Raw genomic sequence first — 25,798 nt, forward strand, 5'->3', positions numbered from 1 at the left:
TATGGTAAAAATCCTAAAAGAGAATTGGTTACTGCTTTTCTTTATCGTCGCCGTGGTTCTCATCCGTTTGTTTGTCCTGACGCCAGTTCAAGTCAGTGGCCATTCTATGGATCCAACTTTGGCCGATAAGCAGCGTTTGATTGCATCAAAAATTTCTTCATATGACCGCCAAGACATCGTGATATGTGTTGAACCAGATGATCCAAGCAAAATTGCTGTCAAGCGGCTGATTGGTTTACCCGGTGATACGATTGAGATGAAAGATGATGTCCTAACAATCAATGGAGAAGTATACGAAGAACCCTATTTAGATGAGTTTAAAGAGAAATTTGCGGACGATCAATTACAAGACGAATATTCTTATCGCGAAATGTTTCAGCAGATCGCCGCTGGTGCAGAACACTTTACCGACGATTTTACGGTAACTGTTCCTGAAGGCAGCTATTTTGTGATGGGAGACAATCGTTTGATCTCTCGGGACAGTCGTAGTTTCGGGGTCGTAACAGAAGATCAAATGGAGGGGAAAGTGCTGCTGCGTTTTTGGCCTTTGAATCAAATCAAACTTTTCTAACCACAAAAAAACATTCTTGCCAATGCAGCGAAAACGCCGCAACTGGCAAGAATGTTTTTTTAGATGACCCAAGCGACAAATGCAACCATTGAAAAGAACATTGTCCAAACCGCAATAATAGCTGATGCGATAAAAATAATTTTGATTGATAAAGGTTGGACAAATTTTCGGGCATCTTTAGAGAACGCATAGGTGATCGATGAAAAAATCAAGCAGCATAAAATAAAAAACACTGTTAGAACCATAAGCCTCTCCTTTACTGACGCAATGTCAAATGAATAATGTAATTATAACAGACCATGGTTTTTTGGGGAAATAAAAATGATTAAACGAGGGAATTTTCTTGTAGTTGTAACCGTTTTATAGGGAAGTGTAAGAAAGGTCGAACCTTGTTAGACAGCGAAATTATAAAAATAAGCCGTGTTATTTAAGTGTTTTTATAAATTTTTCTTTATCAATAAAAGAACAAAAGAAAAAAGCTTGTTGAAAAACGATGGTTTCAACAAGCTTTTAAAGGTTGGTTATGATAATTTTTTAATCCGATAACTTTCAAAGTAATCAGGTTTGCCTCGTCCTTGAACATACGCGATCACGCCCATCAAAGCAGCACCAATCGTGTTGGTTAGTAAATCGCCCATCGTATCCATCAATGCTTCACGACCAATAAACGGGGTGCCATCTAAGGTTGCATAACGTTGGAGATTCATTCCACCAACAGAGTCGCAGATGAATTCCCAAAACTCCCAGAAAACACCACACGAGCCAGCAAAAGCAAAGCCCATCAGTAAAAATAACCAAGGCGAAACTTTTGAAACGGGCACTTCTTTTAGTAAGAGACAGATCAATCCATAGCCTACAGCCGTCAAGACCATTGGGCTTACCGCATGCAGAATTTTATCCCAGAAAGCAATGGTTTCGATCAAATGTAAGATCGTCCCCATGAATACGGAGATCAGCAAGAAAAACCAATAAAAGTAGACGGTGGCATTTGGTAGCTGGATTTTTAAGAACTTTTTACTCATTTCTGGGACAAAGATCAATAAAATCCCAAGTAAGGCTTGACCCAAGAAAATCAGTCCTTGTGTTTGCGGATAGACGCCACGGAAAAATTCCCACAAAGAAAAACAAAACACGAGAATACCGAAAATAGTGAATACCTTTTGCAGTCGCTGATAATTTTGCCCCATTTAGTTGTCCTCCGAAAGATAGTCTGCTAAGCCAGCTACAAGTGCTGCTTCAGAGGAATAAATCTCACCGTTTAGCTTGATCAAACCCACCGTATAAAGATTGACATAGTGGAACTGATTTTCCGCAACGGTTTGTAATGCTGCCAGCTTTTGCTGATTATCGGAACCTTGTTGGCGACTATCCGTATAAAGCCCTAAAACAGGAATGCCTTTTGCATAGGCGACGCCAATCTCAGAGGCAACCCCAGCATCGATGGTCAAACCATCCAGCAAAGCGATCATCAAATCGCTTTCCAGTACTTTTTCGGTATCTGCCAACGCAATCATTTTGCTATCCGCGTAGGCGGACTTATCATTGATCGCGGCATTTTCTTGAGGTAAATAAATCTCCAGCTGCGGATACTGCTGGCGAATCGACGCAACAAGTTCGGCGTTGTAGCGAAGGTCACTAGCAGCAAACAGGGGAGCAGCAAAATATAGTTTCATTCAAAAACACTCCTTAATCATTCATAGTTGTACGTTTTGTTGATTCGTTGTTTAGAAATAATCACTGAAATAGGCTTCCATATCAGGGATGATCGATTCTAGTAATGCCAGTGTTTCTGAATCGGTATTTAGCCGTTCCACACGCTCTAAGTAAGCTGGACGGCGGTAATTCATCAACAGACACGACAATGTCTGAATATCCAACTGGACCGCTTTTCCGATGGCTTCTCTTGAAACCACGATCTCCCCGTGATTGTATTGGACACCGAAGATTCCGTTGTTCCAATCGGCAACTGGGTCAGAAACAACAAAGTGAAAGGGTGTTTGAAAGGCTTCAAATGGGAAGTTTTTCAAAAACTGTTCAACATCGACGATCCGCGCCATGTAATAAGGCTCAATGGTTTCTTTGATTTGGCTATCATCCAGGTAGAAGGACAGGGGTTCATTTGAATAAATGTCTCCTTTGACCCAATAGACCATTGAGAAATGAGCAGAGATAAAATTCCAAAGACCATTGCGGGCTTCTTGATTTAAGTAGAACATTTCCTTTACATGGAAGACTTCTTCGGCTACCCAATAAAAAAGTACACCAGTCGGATGACCACTGGCATTGTAATAGACAGCCGCGGTGCGCTCTTCTTCATTTTCATAGCGCCAATACTCTTCCCAGTGAAAAGAGGTCCGCTGCAAGGCGCCATGGTTTTCCCGGGAGAATTGGTTATAGACAGTAAAGACATCAGGGTCATCCACTTCTTTGCGCTCTACGATCCCAGGGACTTCTTTGGTTTTCGGAAGCTGGGTATCACGAATTTTGAAGGTCAGCTTGTCGGACATAATCTCCCAGCCTTTGCGACGATAGTAAGGCACATTGTATGGATAAAGGTAGGAGATCCATTGCTGATCTTCCCGCATGGTTTCTAAGGCAAGCTTGATCAAGTCTTTCATCAGGCCATGTCCGGCATATTCAGGGTAGGTCCCAACACCGGTCACTCCGCCCATTTTGATCAATTTGCCGTGTATATTGACTTCACAAGGATAAACGGCGATTTGCGAGATCAACTTGTCTTCATTGAACCAGCCAAAGACCTTGGAAAGCTCTAAGATCGGGCGCTTAGATTTAATCATTTCCCGTTTGCTCTCATAGCCGCTTTCTTCAATATCCGATTCAGTGATCTGAAAAACGTAGCTTAACAGTTCATTGAACTGATCAACGTCTTTTTCATCCACTGCTCGAATATGTAGATTTTGATGAAAATTATTGTCCATTCTTTCAACTCCAATTTATTTGCTAGCTCTAGTATAGCAAAACCTGAATGAATATGTCTAAATAACGGTTAAGAAAAATACTTTAACTATTGGCGTTTCGTTGGTATAATAGAAAAGCTGACTAAAAGAAATGAGGAACGTATCCATGAACATAGAAGAAATGAAAAAACGACAGGAGAAGATTCGTAATTTCTCCATTATCGCCCATATCGACCATGGGAAATCAACACTGGCGGACCGTATTTTGGAACAAACCCATACGGTGACGTCTCGGGAAATGCAAAACCAATTATTAGACTCCATGGATCTTGAACGTGAACGAGGAATCACGATCAAATTAAATGCTGTGGAACTTAACTATACCGCCAAAGATGGAGAAACCTACATCTTCCATTTGATCGACACCCCAGGGCACGTCGATTTCACCTATGAAGTTTCCCGCAGTTTGGCCGCTTGTGAAGGCGCCGTACTCGTCGTTGATGCGGCTCAAGGGATCGAAGCACAGACATTGGCAAACGTCTACTTGGCGTTAGACAATGATTTAGAGATCCTACCAGTTATTAACAAAATAGACTTGCCAGCTGCCGATCCTGAGCGAGTACGAACAGAGATCGAAGATGTTATAGGTATCGATGCCAGTGAAGCTGTTTTAGCTAGTGCCAAAGCAGGTATTGGGATCGAAGACATTTTGGAACAAATCGTTGAGTATGTCCCAGCTCCAGCAGGTGATATTGAAGCACCGTTAAAAGCGTTGATCTTTGACTCCGTGTACGATTCCTATCGTGGGGTGGTCTTAAACGTCCGCATTATGGACGGGATGGTCAAACCTGGAGATAAAATCAAAATGATGAGCAATGGCAAGACCTTTGACGTCACGGAAGTCGGTGTCTTTTCACCCAAAGCTATTCAACGAGATGCGTTGATGGTGGGCGATGTTGGGTATATCACTGCTGCCATCAAGACTGTTAAAGATACGCAAGTCGGAGATACGGTGACTTTAGCCAACAATCCAGCAGCCGAAGCATTGGAAGGCTACCGCCAAATGAATCCAATGGTTTATTGCGGATTGTACCCAATCGATACCTCACGCTACAACGACCTTCGAGAAGCATTGGAAAAATTACAACTGAATGATGCAGCATTGCAATTTGAGCCAGAAACCTCTCAAGCGTTAGGATTTGGGTTCCGATGCGGCTTCTTAGGCCTATTACACATGGATGTCGTGCAAGAACGGCTAGAACGTGAATTTAACCTTGAGCTGATTACGACTGCACCATCCGTAATCTATCACGTCAACAAGACAGATGGCTCAATGGTCGTCGTTGATAACCCAGCAGAATTTCCTGAACCAGTCACGATCGACAATGTACAAGAACCTTACGTCAAAGCACAAATCATGGTCCCTAATGATTACGTCGGTGCTGTAATGGAATTGTCCCAACGCAAACGGGGAGACTTTGTCACGATGGATTACTTGGATGATTATCGAGTAAACGTCGTTTATGAGATCCCACTATCGGAAATCGTCTTTGATTTCTTTGATAAATTGAAATCCAGCACCAAAGGGTACGCATCACTCGATTACGAAATGTCTGGTTACCGAACTAGCAAGCTAGTGAAGATGGACATCTTGCTGAATACTGAAAAAGTCGATGCGTTAAGCTTTATCGTTCACCGTGACTTTGCTTATGAACGCGGTAAAGCCATCGTTGAAAAACTGAAGAAACTGATTCCACGACAACAATTCGAAGTGCCAATCCAAGCAGCCATCGGACAAAAAATCGTTGCGCGTTCAGACATCAAAGCCTTGCGTAAAAACGTATTGGCGAAATGTTATGGCGGTGACGTTTCTCGGAAACGCAAACTTCTGGAGAAACAAAAAGAAGGGAAGAAGCGGATGAAACAAATCGGCTCTGTCGAAGTACCGCAAGAAGCCTTCATGGCAGTTCTTAAGATGGATGAGGATGAACCGAAGAAGTAACTCGTTTCAATTTGAAAAGTCTAATAAAGCAATCTTTTCTTGTGTTAGAAAAAAGTGATTTAACCGTTTATAAAATTTAAACAGTTATACGGATTGTCACTGTTGAATAAAAGGACAAGAAAAAAATCTCTTGCTTGAGAATTTTTAGTTGTCAGCGTATGAAAGAGCATCTCATAAGGAGGTGCTTTTTTCATACCATTACATAAAAATGAATGAATCCATAGAGGAAAGCATTTAAAGAAAAGCAGATTATCCAATCGTTCAACTCTGGAATATTTAGCGATGAAGAAAATTCTTTTCAAGCTGCTATTGAAAAAAGAAAATGGGTTGAGTGACCTATCTTAGCAGTGTGATAAAGTTTTGAGTATGATACAAATGTATAAGAGAAGTAGCTCAAAAAAAAGTCTCGGCTATTAACAGAGATAAAGAAATAGCAGCGTATTAATTACTTCTCTCCTGAAACACTATCAAAAAACTAAATTGAGATGCCACTTTTAAATGATCATCAAGAAAGCACGCTAGAAAAAGAGAAGAAGCTTTATTTCTTGACGGCGATCACCAAACCGTTCTACTATCAAATTGATAGCCCTCCGTATGATTCGATAATTAAATGAAGGGTGAGCAATCGACGCCAGCTCACTCAAATATCGTCAATGGAAAATTCAGAGAGTAACTAATTTTTTGGATGCAAAATCCGTATTGAAATGACATCGATCATCAGAGGGAAACAAACATGTTTTACGGGTATTTGAACTTTAAGAATGAAATGTTTCTGTAGTTGATCTAAGTAGCAGGCCGATAGATCAAGCTGTTTTACATCCACGAGTAAAAGAAAAGAGGAACGGAAATGAAGTAGGCAGTTACTGGTGCCACAGTGAATTTAGGCAGTCGAGTAGTGAAAGAATTTAGTCGTTTGGTCGATAAGAAAGAAATATTTGCTCTTGTGCATACACTGTCTCTATGAGCAATAGTCAGAGCTGCAGAAAAAGCAAGTGAATGACAACGCTATTTCTTATGAGTGGTGTCGAAAGATGTGAAGACGTAAATCAATTTCATTTGTAACGAAAAAGCCCACTGAGATGTCAGTATCTCAATGGGTTTTTTGGTTTTATAAAAATGGCTCAAGAAAAGATTTGTTTTCCGGTCGTTTGCTTTCCTCTAAACTTGCAATACTTGTTAATAGAGAGAACAGATTGATTTTCGCCATTTTTTCTTCGACAGTTACTTGCAATTCATTATACGCACCATCCAGTACTTCTTGTATATTTGCACCAACAATGCAGTCTGGATTCGTTTTAGGATCGACTTGAATGAGATTTGTGTTTCCATGAATACTTTTATATATATCAAGTAGACTAATATCTTTGGGGTCCTTTGCTAAATAGGGCTTTGGTTTCCCAGTAGTTGTTCGAATCAGTCCAGATTTTTTTAAGTTTGCCATTATTTTTCTGACATTTGCAGCATTAGTTTCTACACTTTGAGCAATCATCTCACTTGAGAGCATATTAGTATCTTTATAGATGACGATATAACACATAATATGAATTGCATCACTGAGTTGAATAGAATATTTCAAGTGAATTCAGTCCTTTTTAGATTTTCTTCTTGACTTATCTTAACATACTATTTATTATATAGGTGTATCTTATAATTGTACAGCAGAATGTGCGAACTAAAAAGGAGTGTTTTATATGACATATTTAGTAACAGGAGCTACTGGTGGTTTTGGAGGATATGCACTTGAATTCTTGAAAGATTTAGTTTCTAAAGATCAGATCTATGCTTTGGTACGATCTGAAGAAAAAGCAGCTACACTAAAAGAGAAAGGCTACAATGTAAGAGTAGGGGATTATTCTGACATCAATTCGTTGAGTAACGCTTTTGACGGCATTGACCGCTTGCTTTTTGTGTCTGGCGCACCAGGCAATCGTCAAGAAGAACATGCTAATGTGGTTAAGGCAGCCAAAGACGCTGGTGTTCAGTATATTGCTTATACAAGTTTTGCTGATGCAGATCACTCAACAAGTGCATTAGCTGCTGATCACATCTTTACTGAAAAACAAATCAAAGAAGCGGGAATTGCGCATACATTTTTACGTAATAACTGGTATTTAGAAAATGAAATGCCGATTATTGGCGGTGCGTTAGCTAGTGGGAAATTCGTTTACGCAGCTAAAGAAGGCAAAACCGGCTGGGCTTTGAAGCGCGAATATGCTGAGGTTGCTGCAAAAGCACTAGCAGGAACAGAATACCCTGAAATCCTTGAATTATCGGGCAGCCCTATTACTTATGCTGAATTAGCAGCAGCTTTAAAAGAAGCAACAAGGAAGGAAATCGAAGTAGTTTCATCTGATGATCAAACCTTTGTAGATAGTTTGACAGCAGGCGGTTTACCACAACCTGTTGCAGAAATATTCTTGTCTTTCCAACATGATATTAAAAATAATCAATTAGATGTGACATCTAGTGACTTTGAACAAGCTTTGGGTAAGCCTTTGACGAGTCGCGTAGAAGCAATCAAAGAGTTGTTAAATTAGTCTTGCTATTTCCCGATTATCGAAAATAATCGGGAAATTTTTATAAAGAAGGTGTTGACGATGAACCATAGCGAAAAGAGGAAATGGCTGATTAACTATTTATTAGAGGAAAACAGTCACTTAAGTAAAATAGTAGATGCTAGCTCGGATGATCCGAAAGAACAAAATGATTTATTGCGATGCTTATTAAATATAAGAGAAGCGCGACCTATTCATAAGGACTTTATTGACATTCAAAATCAATTTCTTTTAGAAGAAAGAGCTGAAAATCAGATTTTTTCACTAAACGATGCGCAACAGTATACAAAAAACCTTTATCTCTGGCAAGGAGATATCACGAGGTTGGAAGTGGACGCCATCGTAAACGCTGCAAACGCACAGCTACTAGGATGTTTTGTTCCATTACACAGGTGCATCGACAATGCGATCCACTCTGCAGCAGGTATTCAATTAAGACTAGCATGCAAAGAAATCATGGACGCACAAGGGCATTTGGAAGAAACCGGCTATGCAAAAATCACCGACGGCTATAACTTGCCTGCAAAAAAAGTGATACATACTGTTGGGCCAATCATAAAAGATACCGTAGCTAAAGAACACGTATCCTTATTGGCTGACTGTTATCGTCGCGTCTTGTTGCTTTGCGAAGAGTATCAATTGAAGAGCGTCGCTTTTTGTTGTATCTCAACAGGAGAATTTCGTTTTCCCAATGAGTTAGCTGCAGAGATCGCTATCAAAACAACGCAAGAATATGTAACGCGTGTTCATTCACCTATAAAAATTATTTTCAATGTGTTTAAAGACATTGATAAGGAGTTGTACCATGAAAAACTACAACAATTATCAGAAAGTTTATCAAAAGATAACTGAAGCAGAGGCAATCGTTATCGGTGCTAGATCAGGCCTTTCTGCTGCTGCCGGGTTAACCTATTCTGGTGAACGGTTCAAAAAATATTTCAGAGACTATATTGATCATTATTATTTAACCGATATGTATTCTGCCGGATTTTATCCCTTCGATTCATTAGAGACGTATTGGGGTTATTGGAGTAAACATGTTTTTCATAATCGATATCAGCCTGAGGCTTTGCCGCTATATAAAGAGCTTCTATCTTTGGTAGAAGAAACAAATTACTTTGTCATTACTACTAATGTAGATCATCAGTTCCAAAAGACGGGCTTTGATAAGAGACGATTATTTTATACACAAGGTGATTATGGGTTATTTCAATGTTCACGTGCCTGCCATAACAAGACGTACGAGAATGAATCATTGATTATGCAAATGGTCCATCAGCAGAGTCAGTTCAAAATTCCCAAGCACCTCATACCATATTGCCCCAAATGTGGACAACCGATGCGGGTCAATTTACGGATAGATCAATTTTTTGTACAAGATGATGGTTGGGAAAGCGCAGCTAACCGATACAAAGAATTTCTAGAAAATTATTTAGGTACTAAAATCGTTTTTTGGGAGATCGGCATTGGTAACAACACGCCTTCCATTATAAAATATCCATTCCAAGAAATGACGAGGGCAACGAATCAGTCGACCTATATCGTCTGTAACCAACAAGCACAACGCATACCAGATGAACTCATGGATAAAACGATTATTCTGCAAGGAAATATAGTTGAAGCGATCAGAGAAATCGATCATTTTAGATAGGAGCGCATTCATGGACCATTCAAAAATGAAGACAGAAGATTATTTGAATTATTTAAAAAATGAGATTCATTCTACTGTGTTCGCCACATTAGACGAAAACGGAAATCCGGTCACCAGAGTAATCGATATTATGTTGGTGAAAGAAACGAAGCTGTATTTTTTGACTGCAATATCCAAGCCGTTTTATAAACAGCTCAAAATGAACCCGGTCGTTTCCATCACAGGTATAGAAGGAGAAACATCAATGGAATCGTTTTCTATTACCTTACAAGGGAGAGTAAATGAAATAGGCTCTACCTATTTAGATGAAATTTTCGAGAAAAATCCTTACATGGCAAAAATATACCCCTCTGTAGAAGACCGAAATGTTTTACGAGTCTTTGAAATTTATAAAGGCATTATGTCAATCTTTGATTTAAGCAAAAAGCCTATCTATCAAAACGTTAAATCTTGCGGATAACTCAAAGCAAAAGGAGACAATCACATGGCAAATAAAGTATCAGAAGAGGAAATGAACGAAGAAGAGTGGTTAAACTGGTATAAGAAGCAGGAATTACCACAATATCCAAAGCCAGCATTTACTGTTGACAATTTGATATTCAATGTCACGTCGGATGCAGTATACATTTTACTTGTCAAAAGAAAAAATCATCCTTTCAAAGGAAGGTTCGCTTTGCCAGGTGGCTTCGTTAACGAAGGAGAAAATATCATTAAAGCCGCCATCAGAGAGTTAAAGGAAGAAACGGGCGTGGAAGTGCAGGAAGTTTCTTTATTAGGTGTATATGGAGATAAAAATCGGGATCCCCGTGGATGGACTATTTCTGCTGTCTATATAACTGTTCTACAGCAGATGAAGACTCTTTATGCAGGAGATGATGCTTCTGAGGCTTTTTGGTATAGGGTTGATAAGGATAAAGTACTCTATCAATATGTTACGTCAAAAGAACGATCCTCTACGGAGAACTGGGAATCTCTTTTTACTTTTGATCATGCGCAAATCATCCATGATGGATTTAAGTGGTTGAACGACGAATTAAGGCAAAGAGGCCTTTAACAAGTAGAAGCGATGTGGCTTAATTTTTTTCGAGTGGGGATAATTATTTATATGATACAATTGATTGATCGCCGGGCGACTTTTGCCATCTCTTTCCTGATATCCTCTAAAAACCATGGATAGTCAGTTTGGTTCCGATGTAATGAACTACTTCTGAGGATTTGTCAGACTTAAAAGATGATGGCTTCAAATCCTCACTTCTTTCTCTTAGTAATAGTCAGCTTTGTTATAATCCTGTTTTACACAAAAGTAGTTGATTTATCTAGGAATAAGGTGGGTTAGACATAACTGGAATTGATAAGGAGGATCTGAACGAATAATCTACTTTGACGAATCTCATCTAGAAGAATAGAATGAAAGTACCTTCGTGAGAAGGTGCTTTTTTTATAGTAAAAAATGACCAAAAGAACTTAATCTATTTTTTTTATGATTTCAATCTAATGATAGTTGGCTAAGTGATAGAGCTTTGGTTTCATAAAGAAAATCACACGATTTTGATTGGCAAAAGATAGGAGATGTTTTGTGCATGAAGGCATTGTACTTTAAAGAATTTGGCGATTCAGATGTGTTAACTTATGGTGAATTGCCTGATCCAGTCATTCAAGAAAATGAGCTAATGATAGAAATGATGTATATTGGGTTAAATTATGCAGATATTTATCGAAGAAAGGGCAGCTATCATATTGAATCCCGAGACCCTCTTATTAATGGCTATGAAGGTGTAGGGAGGATTGTTAAAAAAGGAAGATCAGTCTCTAAGTTTCAGCTAGGGGAAACGATTCTTTTGTGGATGTTCCTTTTGCTAATGCAGAATTGGTGGCTGTTCCTGAGGAAAATGCCATCCATATTCCATCAGGTATACCATCTAAATTAGCAGCCAGTATTGGTCTGCAAGGGTTGACAGCTGATTTTTTAGCTCATGATCTTGGCAATAATGTGAATAATAGTAAGGTCTTCGTCCATGGGATAAGTGGTGGTGTTGGACAAATTTTATCGCAACTATTAACCGCAGATGGTCTAGAAGTTTATGGCGTCACTTCCACGGAAGAAAAGCGACAACTGGCTTTAGACCAAGGAGCAAAACAAGTCTTTTTAAGAAATACAGAATGGCAAGAAACCTATACTTCTTTCTTTGATACCGTTTATGATGGCATTGGGCATACATTAGCCGAAAGTGTCGACTTGCTCAAAAATAGAGGGAAGGTTATCTTTTTTGGCATGGCCGGCGGAAATCCGCCAGCGATCGACTTTATTCCCTTGTTATCAAAATCAAAAAGTATTTTGACAGGGGATCTGTGGGATTACTTGACAAGTTTTCAAGAGCGGGAGAGAAGAAGCACCCGACTGTTTACTTACTTTAGCAAGGATCAAATGAAAATCAGTCAACCAACCATTTTTTCCTTAGCTGACGGAAAAGCTGCCCATGATTATTTAGAATCTGGAAAAAGTGTCGGAAAAATTTTGCTGCAACCATAAGAAAGTAAAAAAGCTAAATGACTTTATCATAAAAGATACACCGAATGTTTGCTAATTCACTAAATTATCTTTTTATATAATCGATACTTTTCTTATGATAAATCATTAAGGATAAAAATAAGTATAAAATGAGTAGAATATTGCAAAAATCTAATGTTTTCTATTTCTTAAGTGAGAATCAGATAAAACTTTGTGATAAACAGTACATTTAATTTGAAAATATTTAATTACAGCAGTAAGATAAATATATCAAATACTTAAGGAGTGATATCTATGACAAACTATGAAGAAAAGGAAGCAAAAGCATTGGTAAAGATTGCAGAGGTTCTTGATAAGTTAGATAAGAATTTAGCTGAATTAGACACACTAGTCGCTGACGCAAAAAAACATAGTATGAAGAAATGGATCGTTGAGAAAAAAGCGATTCACGAAATCAAAAAGATCGCACACGAAGCCGGTAAGTATGAAAAGTACGATGAAAAAGCACTACAAAAAGAAATTGATGAAGTTGAGAAGTATATGTAATTGAAGATAATATTAATAAGCCCATGCTCTTATGAGTGTGGGCTTATTTGTGTTAGTGTTTTTGATGGTGGTTATCTAGTATGCAGTTTTTATTAGAATTCATTAGGCGTATCGTCCAACTCTAGCACCATATTATACCAAGCAACACCTGCATGTTGTGATTCTGACAGTCCTTCTAGTTGATAGCCGTGCTTTTTGTAATATGGAATCAATGATTCTAAACAAGTTAATGTGATTCCTTTTCTATTTTGAAGACGACATTGTTGTTCAAGAACTGACAGTAGTTTACTACCAATCTGGCAGTTTCTATAACCAGGAGCGACAGTCAAGCTAAGAATACTTTGGTAGCCACCAAAAGGCTGATTAGGACGAGTACTTTCAAAAAGATCGTCAGAGAGATAACGTTTAGAAATAATGGGCCCCACAACGTAGCCGATCGGACAATCCGTCTCATTTATAGCAACAATAAAACTGTCACTTAGTGTACGTATTCGATCCATCATTGCTGTTTTGGATGCTGCTTCATCCGCTGTAAATCCTGCATTTTCAATCTGCATGATTTGATCAATATCATCTTCTTTTGGTGGTCTGAAAAAAACGTTCATTCAATCACTCCTATACTATTTAGGAATAGTTTATCATATAATGATCCTTTTAAAATCCATCTTACGCGCTTCTATTTTATTTTTGCTTGTCTAACGTTTTTTAACATAAATGCGTTGACTTTTTCGCCACATATTTGAGGAAAATCGAAAGATAAATGGAAAAGTCGTCAACAAATTATTGTTTACGTCTTTTTGAGTGCTTTTGCAGGAATGACTTTTTGTGAGGGAGTTGTGAGAAAGGTGTAAAAATTAAGACAAGTTTTATCTGAGTGTCTTGCCTTAAAGTCCACTTCAAGAAATATACTGAAACTACCATTACTTATGGAAGATGAAAGGAGCAATACGATGAGAAAATGGAGAAAAGGACTTTATCTGGCTATGATCTTTCTTGCAGGATGCAGCAGTGATCCAACGAATGAAGAATTAGACACTAATTCAGGTGAAACAAGCAATCGTGACTTAGTAGCACAAGAAAATGAAGAAATCTCTTTGATTGATAGCACGGATGACATTTTAATTGCCTACTTTACACGACCTGAAAACTTGGAGCAAGAGCCCACAGTCGAAGCAGTTTCTGGAAGTAGTTTTAATGTGATCGATAACACTTTAATAGGAGATGTCCAAGTCATAGCAGAGATGATCGCTGAACAGACAGGAGGTGAGTTATTTTCGATTCAAACAGAAGTAGGTTACCCTAACGTTTACGATGAACATACAGCTTTTGCTACTAGAGAGGTGGAAGAAGATGCTCGACCAATGTTGATGGCTGACGTTGCACAGATGTCTGATTTTGATGTTATTTTTATCGGCTTTCCTGTTTGGTGGAACCGTGCACCGCGAGCTGTTTTAACATTTCTTGAAGCCTATGATCTTGCTGATAAACAAATCATTCCCTTTGCAACCCACGGTGGAAGTGGATTGACCAATAGTCGAAACGAACTTCGAACATTGTATCCAGATTACAAGTTTCTCGAAGGGTTTGCAGCTAGAGCGGGAAGTGTTGAAGATGCTGAACCGGATCTGCTGAATTGGCTCGGTGAACTTGGATATTAGGAACATTCCGGTTTAGTATATATTTCTCGATCAGCTAAAAGTTCATTATGTTTTCAAAATCAAAAGGAACATAATGATATTATGGTGAACCAGTGCGTTTGACTCATGAATCCTTAAGGAAGAGCGGATGGATTAGAAACTTAATTTTCCGTTATTCCTGATAATTTTCAGTTCTCTCAAGTCTATTCGCTCTCTGTTGACTACCACTGTATTATTCAAGGTAGAAAAGGTAAATCTTGACCAAAGAGACGATCGGGAGCATCACATCAATGACCGAGAAAGGCAACACCGGATAGGTCTATTCAGTATACGCGCACTCAAAAATGAATCCTAAGATACCGATAAAATATTATTCCTCCAAATCATTGTAAGGAGAGTCATACCCAGATACTCATATAACCTATACCAAATGTCGCAAAAGTATATAGTTGAAAAACCTGTTCGTTTGTGCGAACAGGTTTTACATGTCATTCCATAAAACGATCTTCTTAAAATTCTACAGTCTTCTCCGCTTTTTTAGCATGATTCGCTGAATTAGCGATTCTTTGTTATTATTAAAAATGAATAGACCAAGAAGTAGGGTGATTCTTTTCATTGCTAAGAGTTAAAATGTTGCAAAAAAGAGGAGGCGATTTAGTGGAATTTCGTTTATTAAAATATTTCTTCACGATTGCAGAGGAAGGGACAATTTCTCAAGCTGCAGAAGTGCTCCACATCACCCAACCGACATTGAGCCGTCAATTAAAAGAATTAGAAGATGAATTAGGAACGGCTCTTTTCATTCGTGATAATCGTACAATGCTCTTAACGGAAGCAGGTCGTTTTTTAAAAAGCCGTGCCGAGGAGATATTGAGTCTAACGGATCAAACCATGCAAGAGTTTGAAGATCGTAAGAAACAGTTGTTTAGTGGTCATTTCACAATTGGCTGTGTGGAAGCAGATAATTCCGACACGCTTTCCTTGATGTTGGAAGAATTTATCAGTGACTATCCAGATGTCCGCTTTCATATTCACAGTGGCACAGGAGATGATATCAACGAGCGTTTAGAGAAAGGCTTATTGGATTTGGCGATTTTGATCGAACCCATCGAAATCGAGAAATACGAAAAAGTCGTTCTACCAAGAAAAGAAACTTGGGGCATGTTGACATCGGCTGATTCTTTTCTCTCCCATAAAGAAGAGATTACACCAGAGGATATCAAAGGGGTGCCATTGCTAGTGTCAAGGCGTCCGGAAGTGCAGCAAATGTTCAGTCAATGGTCAAAAATACCAATAGAAGAATTACCGATCGTTGGAACATATAACTTGATTTTCAATGTCTTTTCCTTAGTAGAAAACCATGTTGGTTCGGCGTTGACCATCAGCGGAGCTGTCGGAGAACGGAGGGATGAAACGATCAAATTTTTGCCTTTAGTCCCTCAAATCGAAACCAGCTGTGTCTTGGTGTGGAAAAGAAATCGTGTGATGTCGCCGGTTGTGACGGCGTTCATTGCCCGCTTTCGTGACGCTTTTGAATAATTGCATCCTAAAAGCCAAAAGAAGTGGAGTGATCCGCTTCTTTTGGCTTCCACCTCTCCCTATGCTTCGTAAGCATAGGGACTTTTTATAGAAAGCATTATTCAACGGCTCCGCTTTGCCTTACTATTAAATATACCAAGAAGAGAAACCAAGGAGGTGACAAAATGCCGGCAATACTTGTGTATTCACGAGCAGGGGAGAATCTTATTGAAGGGCAGCGAAAAAAGCTGATAGTGGGAAATACGCGGGTTCTAGCAGAGAAAATAGCAGAGAAATTACAATGCCCGCTTTATTCTCTTGAACCGACTTATCCTTACCCTGAAAGCTATCAAGCAATGGTCGAGCTAGCAAAAAAAGAAAAGGCGGCTAATGATTTCCCCCTCTATCAAGAGGTATCGACAGCGTTTTTTAAAGAACGGGTCTTGTTTATCGGTTTTCCCAATTGGTGGGGCACATACCCGATGATCCTAGCGAGTTTTTTAAAAGATCACCGATTGGAAGGGAAGATTATTTTTCCGTTTTGTACTCATGAAGGCTCAGGATTCGGCAATAGCATTGAAGACTTTAAAAAGACTTGTCCTGATGCAGTTGTTTATCCTGGATTAGCTGTTCGTGGTTCAAGAATAGAGAAAGCGGATACAGCTATTCGAAATTGGTTAAATCAGCATTTCATTAAAATAGATGAAGGAGTCGTTCGATATGGTCAAGAAACAAACAGCAGGAAGAGATAACTTAGGCAACTTTGCGCCGAAATTCGCGCAACTAAATGATGATGTGTTATTTGGTGAAGTTTGGTCACGTGAGGCAGAGTTGGCTCCTCATACGAGAAGTTTATTAACGATATCGGCCTTGATTTCCGGTGGCAATTTCGAACAATTGACTGCCCATCTGACGATTGGCAAGGAAAACGGGATCACTGCAGAAGAAATTGCAGAAGTAATCACTCATCTGGCTTTCTATGTTGGCTGGCCTAAAGCTTGGTCTGCTTTTAACATCGCCAAAACGGTTTATCAAGAAGAGTTAGCAGAACTGGAGGATAAATAAATGTCAGAACTCGATGCAGCAAAAGAAGCAGGAATCTTTTTATTGGGCAACACAAATGATGCCTATGCGCAATATTTTAGCGGTCAGAGTTACTTGAATCCGTTAGTAGCTGATCCAGCGATTCCAGTCAACGTTGGCAATGTGACCTTTGAACCGGGTTGTCGCAACAATTGGCATCGGCATATCAATGGTGGGTATCAATTGTTGTTGGTGACCGCAGGAAAAGGCTGGTACCAAGAAGCAGGTAAGAAACCGCAAAAACTTACTGTTGGGGATGTCGTAGTCATCAAGGAAGGGGTCAAACATTGGCATGGTGCAGCAAAAAATAGTTGGTTTGCCCATGTAGCGATTACTGCTGGTGCTTCAGAATGGTTAGAAGCAGTCAGTGATGAAGAATACGATCAATTGCCTGACGCATAAGTGATGGTAAGGCAGCCGTACTTGAAGGCGTGTAACAAATCTTATGAGGTCTCACCTGACTGGCAGCCAATACTGTGGCTAGTCAAAAGAGATCGAAGAGATCAATGTGAATGAATGTACGGTCGATTCGATGATTCAACCGGGGTAAATAGGAAAGAAAAAAGAAGCGTCCACTTGCACAACTAACGTGCGAGTGGACGCTTCTTTTTGTTTAGCCAAGATAAAATTCAATCAAGGTTTTTGCAATCAATTTTGTCATAGGATGACCTTTCGTAAAGCTTGATGCCAAATAGATCGTCCTTGATAAGGGAAAATCTGCTAGTTCACGTAAAACGAAAGGTGCCTCATCTTCATAACCCCAAGTAATTTTAGGAAAGAAGGTGATTCCTAGTCCTTGATTGATAAGGGAGCGCAGCGTCGCTGGATCGTCCGTCGTTGAGCCGATAGTCAAACTGATTTTTTTTGCTTCAAAAGCTTCGTCGATGGTTCTACGCAGCGGGCTGTTTTCAACCAGCATCAGCAGAGGCACGTGTTGGATATCGGCAACTTGCAAGTCTTTTTTTTCTGCCATGGGGTGCTTTTTGGGGATCGCCAATAAGATGGGTTCCGTGAATATCGGCAGATTAGTCAAGCCGTTCTTTGGCTCTGAGGTAATGTAGAAGGCTTGTTCTTTGTTGGTCTCCTTACTGCCGTGCTGCTTGATCGAAAGTTGGATCTCAGGGTGCTTTTCAACGAATGTCGCCACCAAGTTGGGCAAGGAAACAGAAGCGACTTCAGAGTAGATCGTCACTGCCGGGACCATTTCTCCATTTAAGGCTTGGATCGCACTCATTCCTTCGTCGAAACGTGCTAACGTCTCAACGACATAGGGATAAAATTCTTCAGCATACATCGTCAACTCGATATGCCGACCGGCATGATAGAACAAAGGAACGCCTAGTTCACTTTCTAGGTGTTTCATGGCACGGCTCAAGGCAGGTTGTGAGATGTATAATTCTTGTGCAGATTGGGTAATATTTTTCGATTCGGCTACTTTTTTAAAGTAGCGTAAATGATCAAGGTTCATCAGATACTCCTCTTTCCATACCTTTTGGTTATGGATATTCACGAAACTGGTATTTTTTATTATAACAAACTTCCGTTATTATGACACAGGAAAGAGAAATTGTTTAGGAGGTGTTTCATGAGTACAGGTTTCTTATACCCAGGACAAGGCAGTCAGACCAGCAAGATGCTTGAGGACGTGCCTGCCAGTTATTTCCATCGGCTAGAACAGGCGACAGGCTTTGATTTACACCCTGTATCGGAGAATCTCGAACAAGATACCGTCTATATTCAGTTGGCCCTTTTAGTAAAAGCGGCTTTTTACACGGACCAGATGAAAGCATCTGGTGTGCAACCTCAGCTTGTGGCGGGGCATTCGATTGGCGCTTTTTCCGCTGCGTTAGCTTGTGAAAGCTTAAGTTTCGAAAACGCCGCTAGCTTGGTCTATCATCGGGCGACACTGATGAAAGAAGCCTATCCGACTGATTATGCCATGGGGGTACTGGTTGGTGTAACGAGAAGTGAAGCAGAAGCGCTCGTGGCAAATACATTTGATCCTGCTGCTCCCGTCTATTTATCAAATGAAAATTGCCTCATGCAGCATACGATCTCTGGTCATCTCACAGGCTTGCACAAGACGCTGGCTCAAGCGAAAGACTATCATGCACAAACCGCCAAACTTTTAGCAGTGCCTGTGCCGTCCCATTGTGTGTTGATGACAGAACCCGTGAAACGGTTTGCGCCATTTATGAACACGGTATCCCTTGATGTGCCTATCTGTCCGTACCTCAAAAACACGGATGGTCGGATGACCATGAATCCTGAAGAGATCCGTCGTGATTTGCTGCAAAATATTGCTTTTCCGGTGCAGTGGAACAAGATCATGGATGTTGCCTACGAAGCAGGACTTGATTTGGCTCTTGAATTTCCTCCGGGCAATACCTTAACAAAACTGATCCAAGCAAAATTTGTTGAAAACAAAGGGATTCGTGTGATCAATTTGGATCAACATGGCATGGATGATGCTTTATTCCTATATCAAAAATGGAGATGAATACAATGGAAAAACCTGCAAGAAACTGGGCAAGTAAACGTGAAAAGAAAGCCCAAACCATGAAAAAAATCGAGCATCTTCTCGATGGAAAATATGTCCCAACGGAAGCAATCATTGAAGTCTTAGAACAGTTGATCCGTCCGGGAGACAAAGTGGTCCTTGAAGGCGACAATCAAAAACAAGCAAGCTTTCTATCAGAAAGCTTAGAACAAGTCGATGCTCAAAAAGTCAACAATTTGCATATGATCATGTCAAGCATCTCCCGGCCAGAACATTTGACGATATTTGAAAAAGGCATTGCAGCGAAAATCGATTTTTCTTATGCAGGCGCACAAAGTACGCGCGTTGCCCAAATGATTGAAGACAAAACCATGAAATTAGGGGACATTCATACGTATTTGGAATTATATGGTCGCTTATTTATCGACTTGATTCCGAATGTGGTCCTTGTGGCGGCGGACAAAGCCGATCGCCAAGGAAATCTTTATACAGGTTACAATACGGAAGAAACGCCAACGATCGTCGAAGCAGCAGCCTTTAAAGATGGGATTGTGATCGTCCAAGTTAATGAAGTGGTCGATCGTTTGCCGCGGGTCGACATTCCCAGCGATTGGATCGATGTCGTCGTGGTAGCAGACCAACCGTATCAATTAGAAGCGCTCTTTACGAGAGATCCGCAAAACATTACGGAATTACAAATTTTGATGGCGATGATGGCATTAAAAGGAATCTATGCAGAACATGAAGTACAATCGTTGAATCATGGGATCGGTTTTAATACCGCTGCGATCGAGTTACTTTTACCAACCTATGGAGAAACCCTTGGAATCAAAGGAAAAGTAGCGAAAAACTGGGTCTTGAATCCTCATCCAACGATGATTCCAGCTATCGAATCTGGTTGGGTCGAAAGCATCCACAGTTTTGGTGGGGAAGTTGGTATGGAAAAATACATTGCCGCTCGTCCAGATGTATTCTTTGTCGGAAAAGACGGCACGATGCGCAGCAATCGAGCATTATCCCAAACTGCAGGTCAATATGCCATCGATATGTTTATCGGTTCGACCTTACAACTGGATTATCAAGGAAATTCTTCTACAGTGACGAAAGGCCGCTTATCTGGATTTGGTGGTGCACCAAATATGGGGCATAATCCGGGGGGCCGTCGGCATTCGACTCCAGCTTGGCAATCCTTGCGGGATGAAACAGATCCTTTAGCAAAAGGACAAAAATTAGTCGTTCAAATGGTTGAAACGTATGGTTCCAATAAAAAACCTGTTTTTGTAGAAACGTTAGATGCGTTGGCTGTCCAAAAGCAAGCTGGTTTAGCCAATGCCCCAATTATGATCTATAGCGAAGATACGACGCATATCGTGACAGAAGAAGGCATCGCTTATCTTTATAAAGCAAACTCAAAAGAGGAAAAACAAGCAGCAATCGCAGCCATCGGTGGTGTAACCCCACTAGGAATGACCAGCACAAAAGCTTCTCTGGATGCCTTGCGCAAAGCGGGAATCGTGAAATTACCAGAAGACTTAGGGATCAAACGCAGTGATGCCAAACGATCATTGCTAGCAGCTCAAACCGTTGATGATTTGATCGAATGGTCCGATGGGTTGTATGAACCGCCAATGAAATTCAGAACGTGGTCTTAATAAGAGCAAGAGGAGAGAAGAAGAGATGGAAAAATTAGCTTATACGTATCAAACAACGAAACCAGTCACCAAAAAAGTCCATGTTGGCGTGGTTGGTTCTGGTGACTTGGAAATTCTGCTTTTTCCAACGGACAAACAAGAAACCACCGTTTCAGTTTGTACAGGAAGTGATGGCTTTGGCGATGTGTGGCAAAATGTCTTGACACGTTTTTTTGAGCGCTATCCAATCAGTGCGCAAATAGTGATCAACGACTTTGGCGCCACTCCCGGTGTGGTTTACCTACGATTAACCCAAGCAATGGAGGAACTAGCAGATGAAGAATAGTTTTGTAGAATTAAATGCCCGAGAACGGGTGCACGCCTTATTGGATGCCAAGAGCGGTCGTGAATTGATCGATCCATTCGACCAAATGATCGCACCCAATCTGGTGGCTCAAGACATCGTGCCACAAAGCGATGATGGGATCGTTGTTTGCCGTGGAACGATTTCTGGAGAAAACGTGGTCGTGATCGCTATGGAAGGAAAATTCCAAGGTGGCGGGATCGGTGAAGTTTCTGGTGCTAAAATCATCGCGGCATTGACTCATGTGTTGGAAGAAAACCAAAAGGGCAATCCGATCACACCGATCATCATCCTCGATACTGGTGGCGTACGCCTCCAAGAAGCGAATTACGGCTTATTGTCGATTGCAGAAATCGGCAATTTGATCGTTGCAATAAAATCGTATGTGCCAGTGATTGGATTAGTGCCAGGTCGGGTGGGTTCTTTTGGCGGTATGTCGATTACCTCAGCACTTATGAGCTACTTGATAGCGACGAAGAAAGCCCGTATCGGTTTGAACGGTCCTGAAGTCATCGAACAAGAAGCTGGCGTGAGAGAATTTGATTCCAGTGATAAAGATTTGATTTGGAACACCATTGGCGCCAAACAACGTTTGGAAGCACAAATGATTGATGAACTAGTGACTGACAGTGTCGAATCGATCCAAGAAGCTGTGATTGCGGCGATGGTTGAAAAGAAAGACAGTCATCGCAGCGAAAAAAGTGGTTTTTATCTTTCTCTTTTAAACGAACTTGATCTATCAAAGCCGCTGACTATCGAGGCATACAATAAGGCTCTTGCAACGCATAAAGCAACTGAAGTGGCACCTATTACTGTAACAGAAGGCCAAGAAGCTGCTGCTGACAGTATCGGTTATCATTGGTTTTCAGCATTGACGAATCTGCAGTTACCAACCTCAACTAGTGCAACAGTCTATGCAGCTGCATCTGACCTTTTTACTGAAGAAGTCGTTGTTACAGCGATCGTGCCAAACGCAAATAATCCGATGTATCGGGTACGCAATGGAGAAGTTGGTTTAGTCGAAGGGTACGAGATGGGCCATCTGTTAGAAACTGTTTATCACGAAGACAAAGATAAAGCAATCAAACGGCCAATCGTTGCGGTCATCGATGTCCCTAGCCAAGCGTATGGCTATAATGAAGAATTGATTGGTATTCATGCAGCTTTAGCAAATAGTGCGGCAGCTTATGCCAAACTACGCCAAGCGGGTCATCCAGTGATCGGTTTTATCGCTGGTAATGCGATCTCTGGGGCTTTCTTAGCGCATGGCTTGCAATCAAGTCGTCTGATCGCACTAAATAGTGAAAAAATCACTGTTCAGGCAATGTCAAAAGAAAGTGCAAGTCGGGTCACCAAACGGTCGATTGCCGCGATTGAAGCCGCTGCGGAAAAAGTACCAAGTATTGCTTATGATATCAAAAATTATACGAAACTTGGGGCAATCTTCACTTTCTTATCCTCCATTACGGATCAGTCTGTCACCTCTGAAAGCAAAGCGACTGTAATTGAAGCGATCAATGAGGCGATTGATGATGTGCGTAAAACGAATGACACGATGTTGACCAGTCGCTACACCAATCCGATCGCTAAAAAGAGCGGCCGGCTGGAAACGAATAACGTATTTGAAAAAATGAATGCAGAATGGAATGAGTAACGAATGAACCGTGCCCACGATATCGTTCAATTAGATAAAGAAGTTCTTGATATGATTGATATTCCGAAATGGTTTTCTGAAAAAGAACAGCTTTTTGCGACCGTCCGTCGTGGGAAACCCAGCAACCCTAGCTATTTACCCGTGGGGTTGCGCGGGGAAAAGCGGCAAGAACGGTTTGCCTTTGAGGCACCCTGTAACATGATCAAACGAACGATCCATCCTTGGGAATTGACCAGTCGTGAGAGCTTCCGATTCAATGAAGTAGCCAATTATCCAGTTTACCGCAGCTATCAAAAAGCACGGCTTTTATTGAAGTACTATTCTTGGGGAATTGGTGGCAGTTTGGGTTTTGAATTAGCTGCAAAACAGGCAGCAATCAAGCCGACAAGTGATTTAGATCTGTTGCTTTATGCCGACACGAAAGAAAAGCTGCCATTGGAACTATTGGAAAAGCAGGCAGCCTTTTTTCAACAGATCGATGTTCAAGTTATCACAAAACAAGGCGGGTTTGCCTTAAAGGAGTATTTGGAACATCCATCAAAAAAAATCTTAGTAAAAACAGACGAAGGGCCAAAACTCACCACTGAGATTTGGTAATTATTAGAAAAGTGAGCGAAAAACATGTTTGAGAACAACGATTTAAAAATCAACATCAGTGATTTCCAAAAAGTATTTGCCGTGACAGCAGTAATGATGCAAACGATTTTGACTTTTGCCTTATCCAATACCCAAGATGAAAAGACTGCAGCATTCATCGGTACCTTTTATGTCTTGGTGAAATTTACCGCACCCCTGTTTATTTTTGCTATTGTTTATAACATGGTTAAGACAAGTCAACATCTGTCTTATCTAGAATTTTTGAAAGAAAAGTTTTTTGAACTTGTCGTGCCATATGTGCTTTGGACGACGGCTTATTTATGGCTCTTTCCCGCTGTCCAACAAGGAAAACCTTATACTGATACAGCAACGTTTTTACTGAAATATGTGACGGGGGATGCGGCGCCACACTTGTGGTATACGATCATGATGCTGCAGATCCAATTGTTGATGCCGTTTTTTGTCTGGTTAGGCTACAAAGTGTTGACGAAGAAAAAAGCTGTTTGGCCAGTATTGATCGTCGCAACTGCTTTGTATGTCGCTTGGTATGTGTTTTATGATCGCCAAGTTTTTGAAGGACCGCATCATGAAAGCTGGTATTTATTGGATCGGTTTGTCTTTAGCTTTGTGATCTATGGGATCTATGGCGAAGCCGCTTTGATTTATCACGAAACCGTCTATCGCTTCCTATACAAGATTCGCTATGCTTTCTTGCCAGTGGGTTTAGCATTGGGGCTATTATCTGCCAATCATCTGCTACATTATGCAGGTGATCTAAGTTTCGCTCATGCACCGTATTTAAATACATTGCAAAGCTTATATAGCTTAGTATTGATTTTTGCAGTCTTTATGTTTGGGTCAACTATGATCAAGAACAATGCCCCTCAGTTAGGGACATTTAAGTGGCTATCTACTTATGCGTATCGAACCTATCTTGCCAATGTTTTTGTCTTTCAAGTTTTGTTGCTATGCTTCAAAGATTTGTTGCTGCAACTGCCAATGGGCATCATGATCATCGTCGCTTATTTGGCAACTGCCAGCTGTGGTTTTTTAACAAGCTATGTTTTGCATGTTTTATGGGTAACGATCAAAGGTCAAATCAAAAAATAGAGGAGGAGTTGGATGTTTGCATTTGCTGTAGAAGAAAATTGTCGACGACTCGCCCAATTGGTAGAAGAAGCCTTGATTGCAGAAGTGACATTGTCCCCAAAACCTGGGTTAGTGGATGCCATTGATTCAGGTGCCCATCACGATATGGATCAAGCACTCTTTCTGCGATCAGCTCGAGCATTGACGCCATACTTTGAAGAAATGGCCTTGGTGTCTTGGGGAAGCAGCATGTCTCAAGAGTTGCGGGAAGCAATCGCTGCAATCGGTCGGAAGGCAGAACAGGGGATGTTGGCAGCCACTGGTGGCATCAACACTCATAAAGGAGCCATTTGGGCATTAGGCTTGCTCATCAGCGCCGTCAGTAGCCAACTTAGTCGCAAACAGCGGATTTTTTTGCCAGAAGTCTTTTCTGACATCCAGCTTCTCACTGCATTTCCTGATCGTGCGCTGACTCAACAAACGGAAAGTCATGGCAAAACTGTTCAAACCAAATATGGACATCTCGGTGCGTATGGGGAAGCTGCTGCTGGGTTCCCCCATGTTCAAATCGCTCTAGCGGATTATTTTTCTCGGGATTGTTCCAATGAGACTGAAAAAAGGCTCCACATGCTGTTGGCGATCATCGCTACACTGGACGATACGTGTATTTTATACCGCAGCAATCAAGAGGTACTGGCACTGGTTCAGCAACTCGCACAAAAAGCCAATCAGCAAGCGTTGCCGAACCCAGCATTTCATGCACTAGCAGCCTTCTGCCAGTCAGAAAATGTGTCTCCAGGCGGCAGTGCTGATCTGTTGGCTGCCAGCTTCTTTTTATTGTCCATTAACTCGGTTTTACCCGTAAACGAAGGAAAGACCGTTTACCAATAACTCTTTTCCTTAGAAGAAAGCCAACGATTCTTCTAAGGATTTTTTGTTTCATTTTTTCGCTCGTTTAAGAAAAATAAAATCT

At 40.7% G+C, this 25,798-nt stretch carries 27 protein-coding genes and 1 pseudogene; 21 read left to right on the forward strand and 7 right to left on the reverse strand.

Annotated features, from left to right (window positions below):
- The first annotated feature begins 1 nt into the window (after position 1).
- Positions 2-571, forward strand: coding sequence for a signal peptidase I (gene lepB, locus IGI88_RS15685; protein ID WP_060792036.1), 570 nt, complete (start codon positions 2-4; stop codon positions 569-571).
- 59 nt (positions 572-630) lie between these two features.
- Here the strand turns inward: lepB and IGI88_RS15690 are convergent, their stop codons facing one another.
- From IGI88_RS15690 to IGI88_RS15705, 4 genes are all read right to left on the reverse strand, one after another.
- Positions 631-816, reverse strand: a complete 186-nt coding sequence (locus IGI88_RS15690; RefSeq protein WP_005226019.1) for a hypothetical protein — start codon at positions 814-816, stop codon at positions 631-633.
- Between the two features lie 276 nt (positions 817-1,092).
- Positions 1,093-1,758 (reverse strand): hypothetical protein, encoded by a 666-nt coding sequence (locus IGI88_RS15695; protein ID WP_005235817.1) that lies wholly within the window; start codon positions 1,756-1,758, stop codon positions 1,093-1,095.
- A complete protein-coding gene (locus IGI88_RS15700; RefSeq protein ID WP_429960767.1) occupies positions 1,759-2,244 on the reverse strand; it encodes a nucleoside 2-deoxyribosyltransferase in 486 nt (161 codons plus the stop codon). It lies immediately after the preceding gene.
- 51 nt (positions 2,245-2,295) lie between these two features.
- Entirely contained in the window at positions 2,296-3,510 is a 1,215-nt protein-coding gene (locus tag IGI88_RS15705; RefSeq protein ID WP_005235821.1) for a GNAT family N-acetyltransferase, read from the reverse strand.
- Between the two features lie 145 nt (positions 3,511-3,655).
- On the opposite strand from IGI88_RS15705, the gene lepA reads away from it, so the two are divergent.
- The gene (lepA, locus tag IGI88_RS15710) at positions 3,656-5,491 is read left to right on the forward strand and encodes a translation elongation factor 4 (RefSeq protein WP_005235823.1); all 1,836 of its coding nucleotides are present in this window, start codon (positions 3,656-3,658) and stop codon (positions 5,489-5,491) included.
- 1,108 nt (positions 5,492-6,599) lie between these two features.
- On the opposite strand, the gene IGI88_RS15715 is transcribed toward lepA, so the two are convergent.
- Positions 6,600-7,067, reverse strand: a complete 468-nt coding sequence (locus IGI88_RS15715; RefSeq protein ID WP_008380035.1) for an Rrf2 family transcriptional regulator — start codon at positions 7,065-7,067, stop codon at positions 6,600-6,602.
- A gap of 115 nt (positions 7,068-7,182) precedes the next feature.
- Between IGI88_RS15715 and IGI88_RS15720 the strand changes: the two genes are divergently transcribed.
- The 7 genes and pseudogenes from IGI88_RS15720 (at position 7,183) to IGI88_RS15750 (ending at position 12,752) form a co-directional block, all read left to right on the forward strand.
- Positions 7,183-8,028 (forward strand): SDR family oxidoreductase, encoded by an 846-nt coding sequence (locus IGI88_RS15720; RefSeq protein WP_429960768.1) that lies wholly within the window; start codon positions 7,183-7,185, stop codon positions 8,026-8,028.
- A gap of 60 nt (positions 8,029-8,088) precedes the next feature.
- Entirely contained in the window at positions 8,089-8,898 is an 810-nt protein-coding gene (locus IGI88_RS15725; protein ID WP_429960769.1) for a protein-ADP-ribose hydrolase, read from the forward strand.
- The gene (locus tag IGI88_RS15730; RefSeq protein WP_429960770.1) at positions 8,852-9,697 is read left to right on the forward strand and encodes an SIR2 family NAD-dependent protein deacylase; all 846 of its coding nucleotides are present in this window, start codon (positions 8,852-8,854) and stop codon (positions 9,695-9,697) included. Before IGI88_RS15725 ends, IGI88_RS15730 begins: the two co-directional genes overlap by 47 nt.
- A 10-nt stretch (positions 9,698-9,707) precedes the next feature.
- Positions 9,708-10,157 carry a pyridoxamine 5'-phosphate oxidase family protein gene (locus tag IGI88_RS15735; RefSeq protein WP_429960771.1) on the forward strand — a complete coding sequence of 150 codons (450 nt, stop codon included), beginning with the start codon at positions 9,708-9,710 and terminating at the stop codon, positions 10,155-10,157.
- 24 nt (positions 10,158-10,181) lie between these two features.
- Entirely contained in the window at positions 10,182-10,751 is a 570-nt protein-coding gene (locus tag IGI88_RS15740; protein WP_429960772.1) for an NUDIX domain-containing protein, read from the forward strand.
- 526 nt (positions 10,752-11,277) lie between these two features.
- Positions 11,278-12,227, forward strand: a pseudogene (locus IGI88_RS15745) (zinc-binding dehydrogenase).
- Between the two features lie 273 nt (positions 12,228-12,500).
- Complete coding sequence (locus tag IGI88_RS15750; protein WP_429960773.1) at positions 12,501-12,752, forward strand: hypothetical protein; 252 nt, start codon at positions 12,501-12,503, stop codon at positions 12,750-12,752.
- Positions 12,753-12,844: 92 nt separating this feature from the next.
- On the opposite strand, the gene IGI88_RS15755 is transcribed toward IGI88_RS15750, so the two are convergent.
- The gene (locus IGI88_RS15755; protein ID WP_087664118.1) at positions 12,845-13,357 is read right to left on the reverse strand and encodes a GNAT family N-acetyltransferase; all 513 of its coding nucleotides are present in this window, start codon (positions 13,355-13,357) and stop codon (positions 12,845-12,847) included.
- Positions 13,358-13,702: 345 nt separating this feature from the next.
- On the opposite strand from IGI88_RS15755, the gene IGI88_RS15760 reads away from it, so the two are divergent.
- The 5 genes from IGI88_RS15760 (at position 13,703) to IGI88_RS15780 (ending at position 17,392) form a co-directional block, all read left to right on the forward strand.
- Positions 13,703-14,410 carry a flavodoxin gene (locus IGI88_RS15760; protein ID WP_242691942.1) on the forward strand — a complete coding sequence of 236 codons (708 nt, stop codon included), beginning with the start codon at positions 13,703-13,705 and terminating at the stop codon, positions 14,408-14,410.
- 636 nt (positions 14,411-15,046) lie between these two features.
- Positions 15,047-15,928 (forward strand): LysR family transcriptional regulator, encoded by an 882-nt coding sequence (locus IGI88_RS15765; RefSeq protein WP_429960774.1) that lies wholly within the window; start codon positions 15,047-15,049, stop codon positions 15,926-15,928.
- A 164-nt stretch (positions 15,929-16,092) separates the two neighbouring features.
- Positions 16,093-16,659 carry a flavodoxin gene (locus tag IGI88_RS15770; RefSeq protein ID WP_005235880.1) on the forward strand — a complete coding sequence of 189 codons (567 nt, stop codon included), beginning with the start codon at positions 16,093-16,095 and terminating at the stop codon, positions 16,657-16,659.
- Positions 16,628-16,972 (forward strand): carboxymuconolactone decarboxylase family protein, encoded by a 345-nt coding sequence (locus IGI88_RS15775; RefSeq protein ID WP_005235882.1) that lies wholly within the window; start codon positions 16,628-16,630, stop codon positions 16,970-16,972. The genes IGI88_RS15770 and IGI88_RS15775 overlap by 32 nt, the downstream gene beginning before the upstream one ends.
- Positions 16,973-17,392 carry a cupin domain-containing protein gene (locus IGI88_RS15780; RefSeq protein ID WP_128489504.1) on the forward strand — a complete coding sequence of 140 codons (420 nt, stop codon included), beginning with the start codon at positions 16,973-16,975 and terminating at the stop codon, positions 17,390-17,392.
- A 211-nt stretch (positions 17,393-17,603) separates the two neighbouring features.
- On the opposite strand, the gene IGI88_RS15785 is transcribed toward IGI88_RS15780, so the two are convergent.
- Positions 17,604-18,458, reverse strand: a complete 855-nt coding sequence (locus tag IGI88_RS15785) for a LysR family transcriptional regulator (RefSeq protein WP_034878552.1) — start codon at positions 18,456-18,458, stop codon at positions 17,604-17,606.
- 117 nt (positions 18,459-18,575) lie between these two features.
- On the opposite strand from IGI88_RS15785, the gene IGI88_RS15790 reads away from it, so the two are divergent.
- From IGI88_RS15790 to IGI88_RS15820, 7 genes are read left to right on the forward strand one after another with little or no spacing between them, the layout of a single operon-like run.
- Positions 18,576-19,490 carry an ACP S-malonyltransferase gene (locus IGI88_RS15790; protein ID WP_005235886.1) on the forward strand — a complete coding sequence of 305 codons (915 nt, stop codon included), beginning with the start codon at positions 18,576-18,578 and terminating at the stop codon, positions 19,488-19,490.
- A gap of 5 nt (positions 19,491-19,495) precedes the next feature.
- Positions 19,496-21,142: a malonate decarboxylase subunit alpha gene (mdcA, locus tag IGI88_RS15795; protein ID WP_034878554.1), complete on the forward strand. Its 1,647-nt coding sequence runs from the start codon at positions 19,496-19,498 to the stop codon at positions 21,140-21,142.
- A 25-nt stretch (positions 21,143-21,167) separates the two neighbouring features.
- Complete coding sequence (locus tag IGI88_RS15800; RefSeq protein ID WP_005226050.1) at positions 21,168-21,467, forward strand: malonate decarboxylase subunit delta; 300 nt, start codon at positions 21,168-21,170, stop codon at positions 21,465-21,467.
- Positions 21,457-23,139 carry a biotin-independent malonate decarboxylase subunit beta gene (gene mdcD / locus IGI88_RS15805; RefSeq protein WP_196044524.1) on the forward strand — a complete coding sequence of 561 codons (1,683 nt, stop codon included), beginning with the start codon at positions 21,457-21,459 and terminating at the stop codon, positions 23,137-23,139. Before IGI88_RS15800 ends, mdcD begins: the two co-directional genes overlap by 11 nt.
- A 3-nt stretch (positions 23,140-23,142) precedes the next feature.
- Entirely contained in the window at positions 23,143-23,736 is a 594-nt protein-coding gene (locus IGI88_RS15810) for a malonate decarboxylase holo-ACP synthase (RefSeq protein WP_016611804.1), read from the forward strand.
- Between the two features lie 24 nt (positions 23,737-23,760).
- On the forward strand, positions 23,761-24,846 hold the full coding sequence (locus tag IGI88_RS15815) for an acyltransferase family protein (RefSeq protein ID WP_016620113.1): 1,086 nt from the start codon (positions 23,761-23,763) through the stop codon (positions 24,844-24,846).
- Positions 24,847-24,858: 12 nt separating this feature from the next.
- The gene (locus IGI88_RS15820) at positions 24,859-25,716 is read left to right on the forward strand and encodes a triphosphoribosyl-dephospho-CoA synthase (RefSeq protein ID WP_196044526.1); all 858 of its coding nucleotides are present in this window, start codon (positions 24,859-24,861) and stop codon (positions 25,714-25,716) included.
- Positions 25,717-25,798: the final 82 nt, after the last annotated feature.

This window comes from Enterococcus sp. AZ179 (assembly GCF_050498885.1).
Taxonomy (GTDB): domain Bacteria; phylum Bacillota; class Bacilli; order Lactobacillales; family Enterococcaceae; genus Enterococcus_D; species Enterococcus_D entomosocium.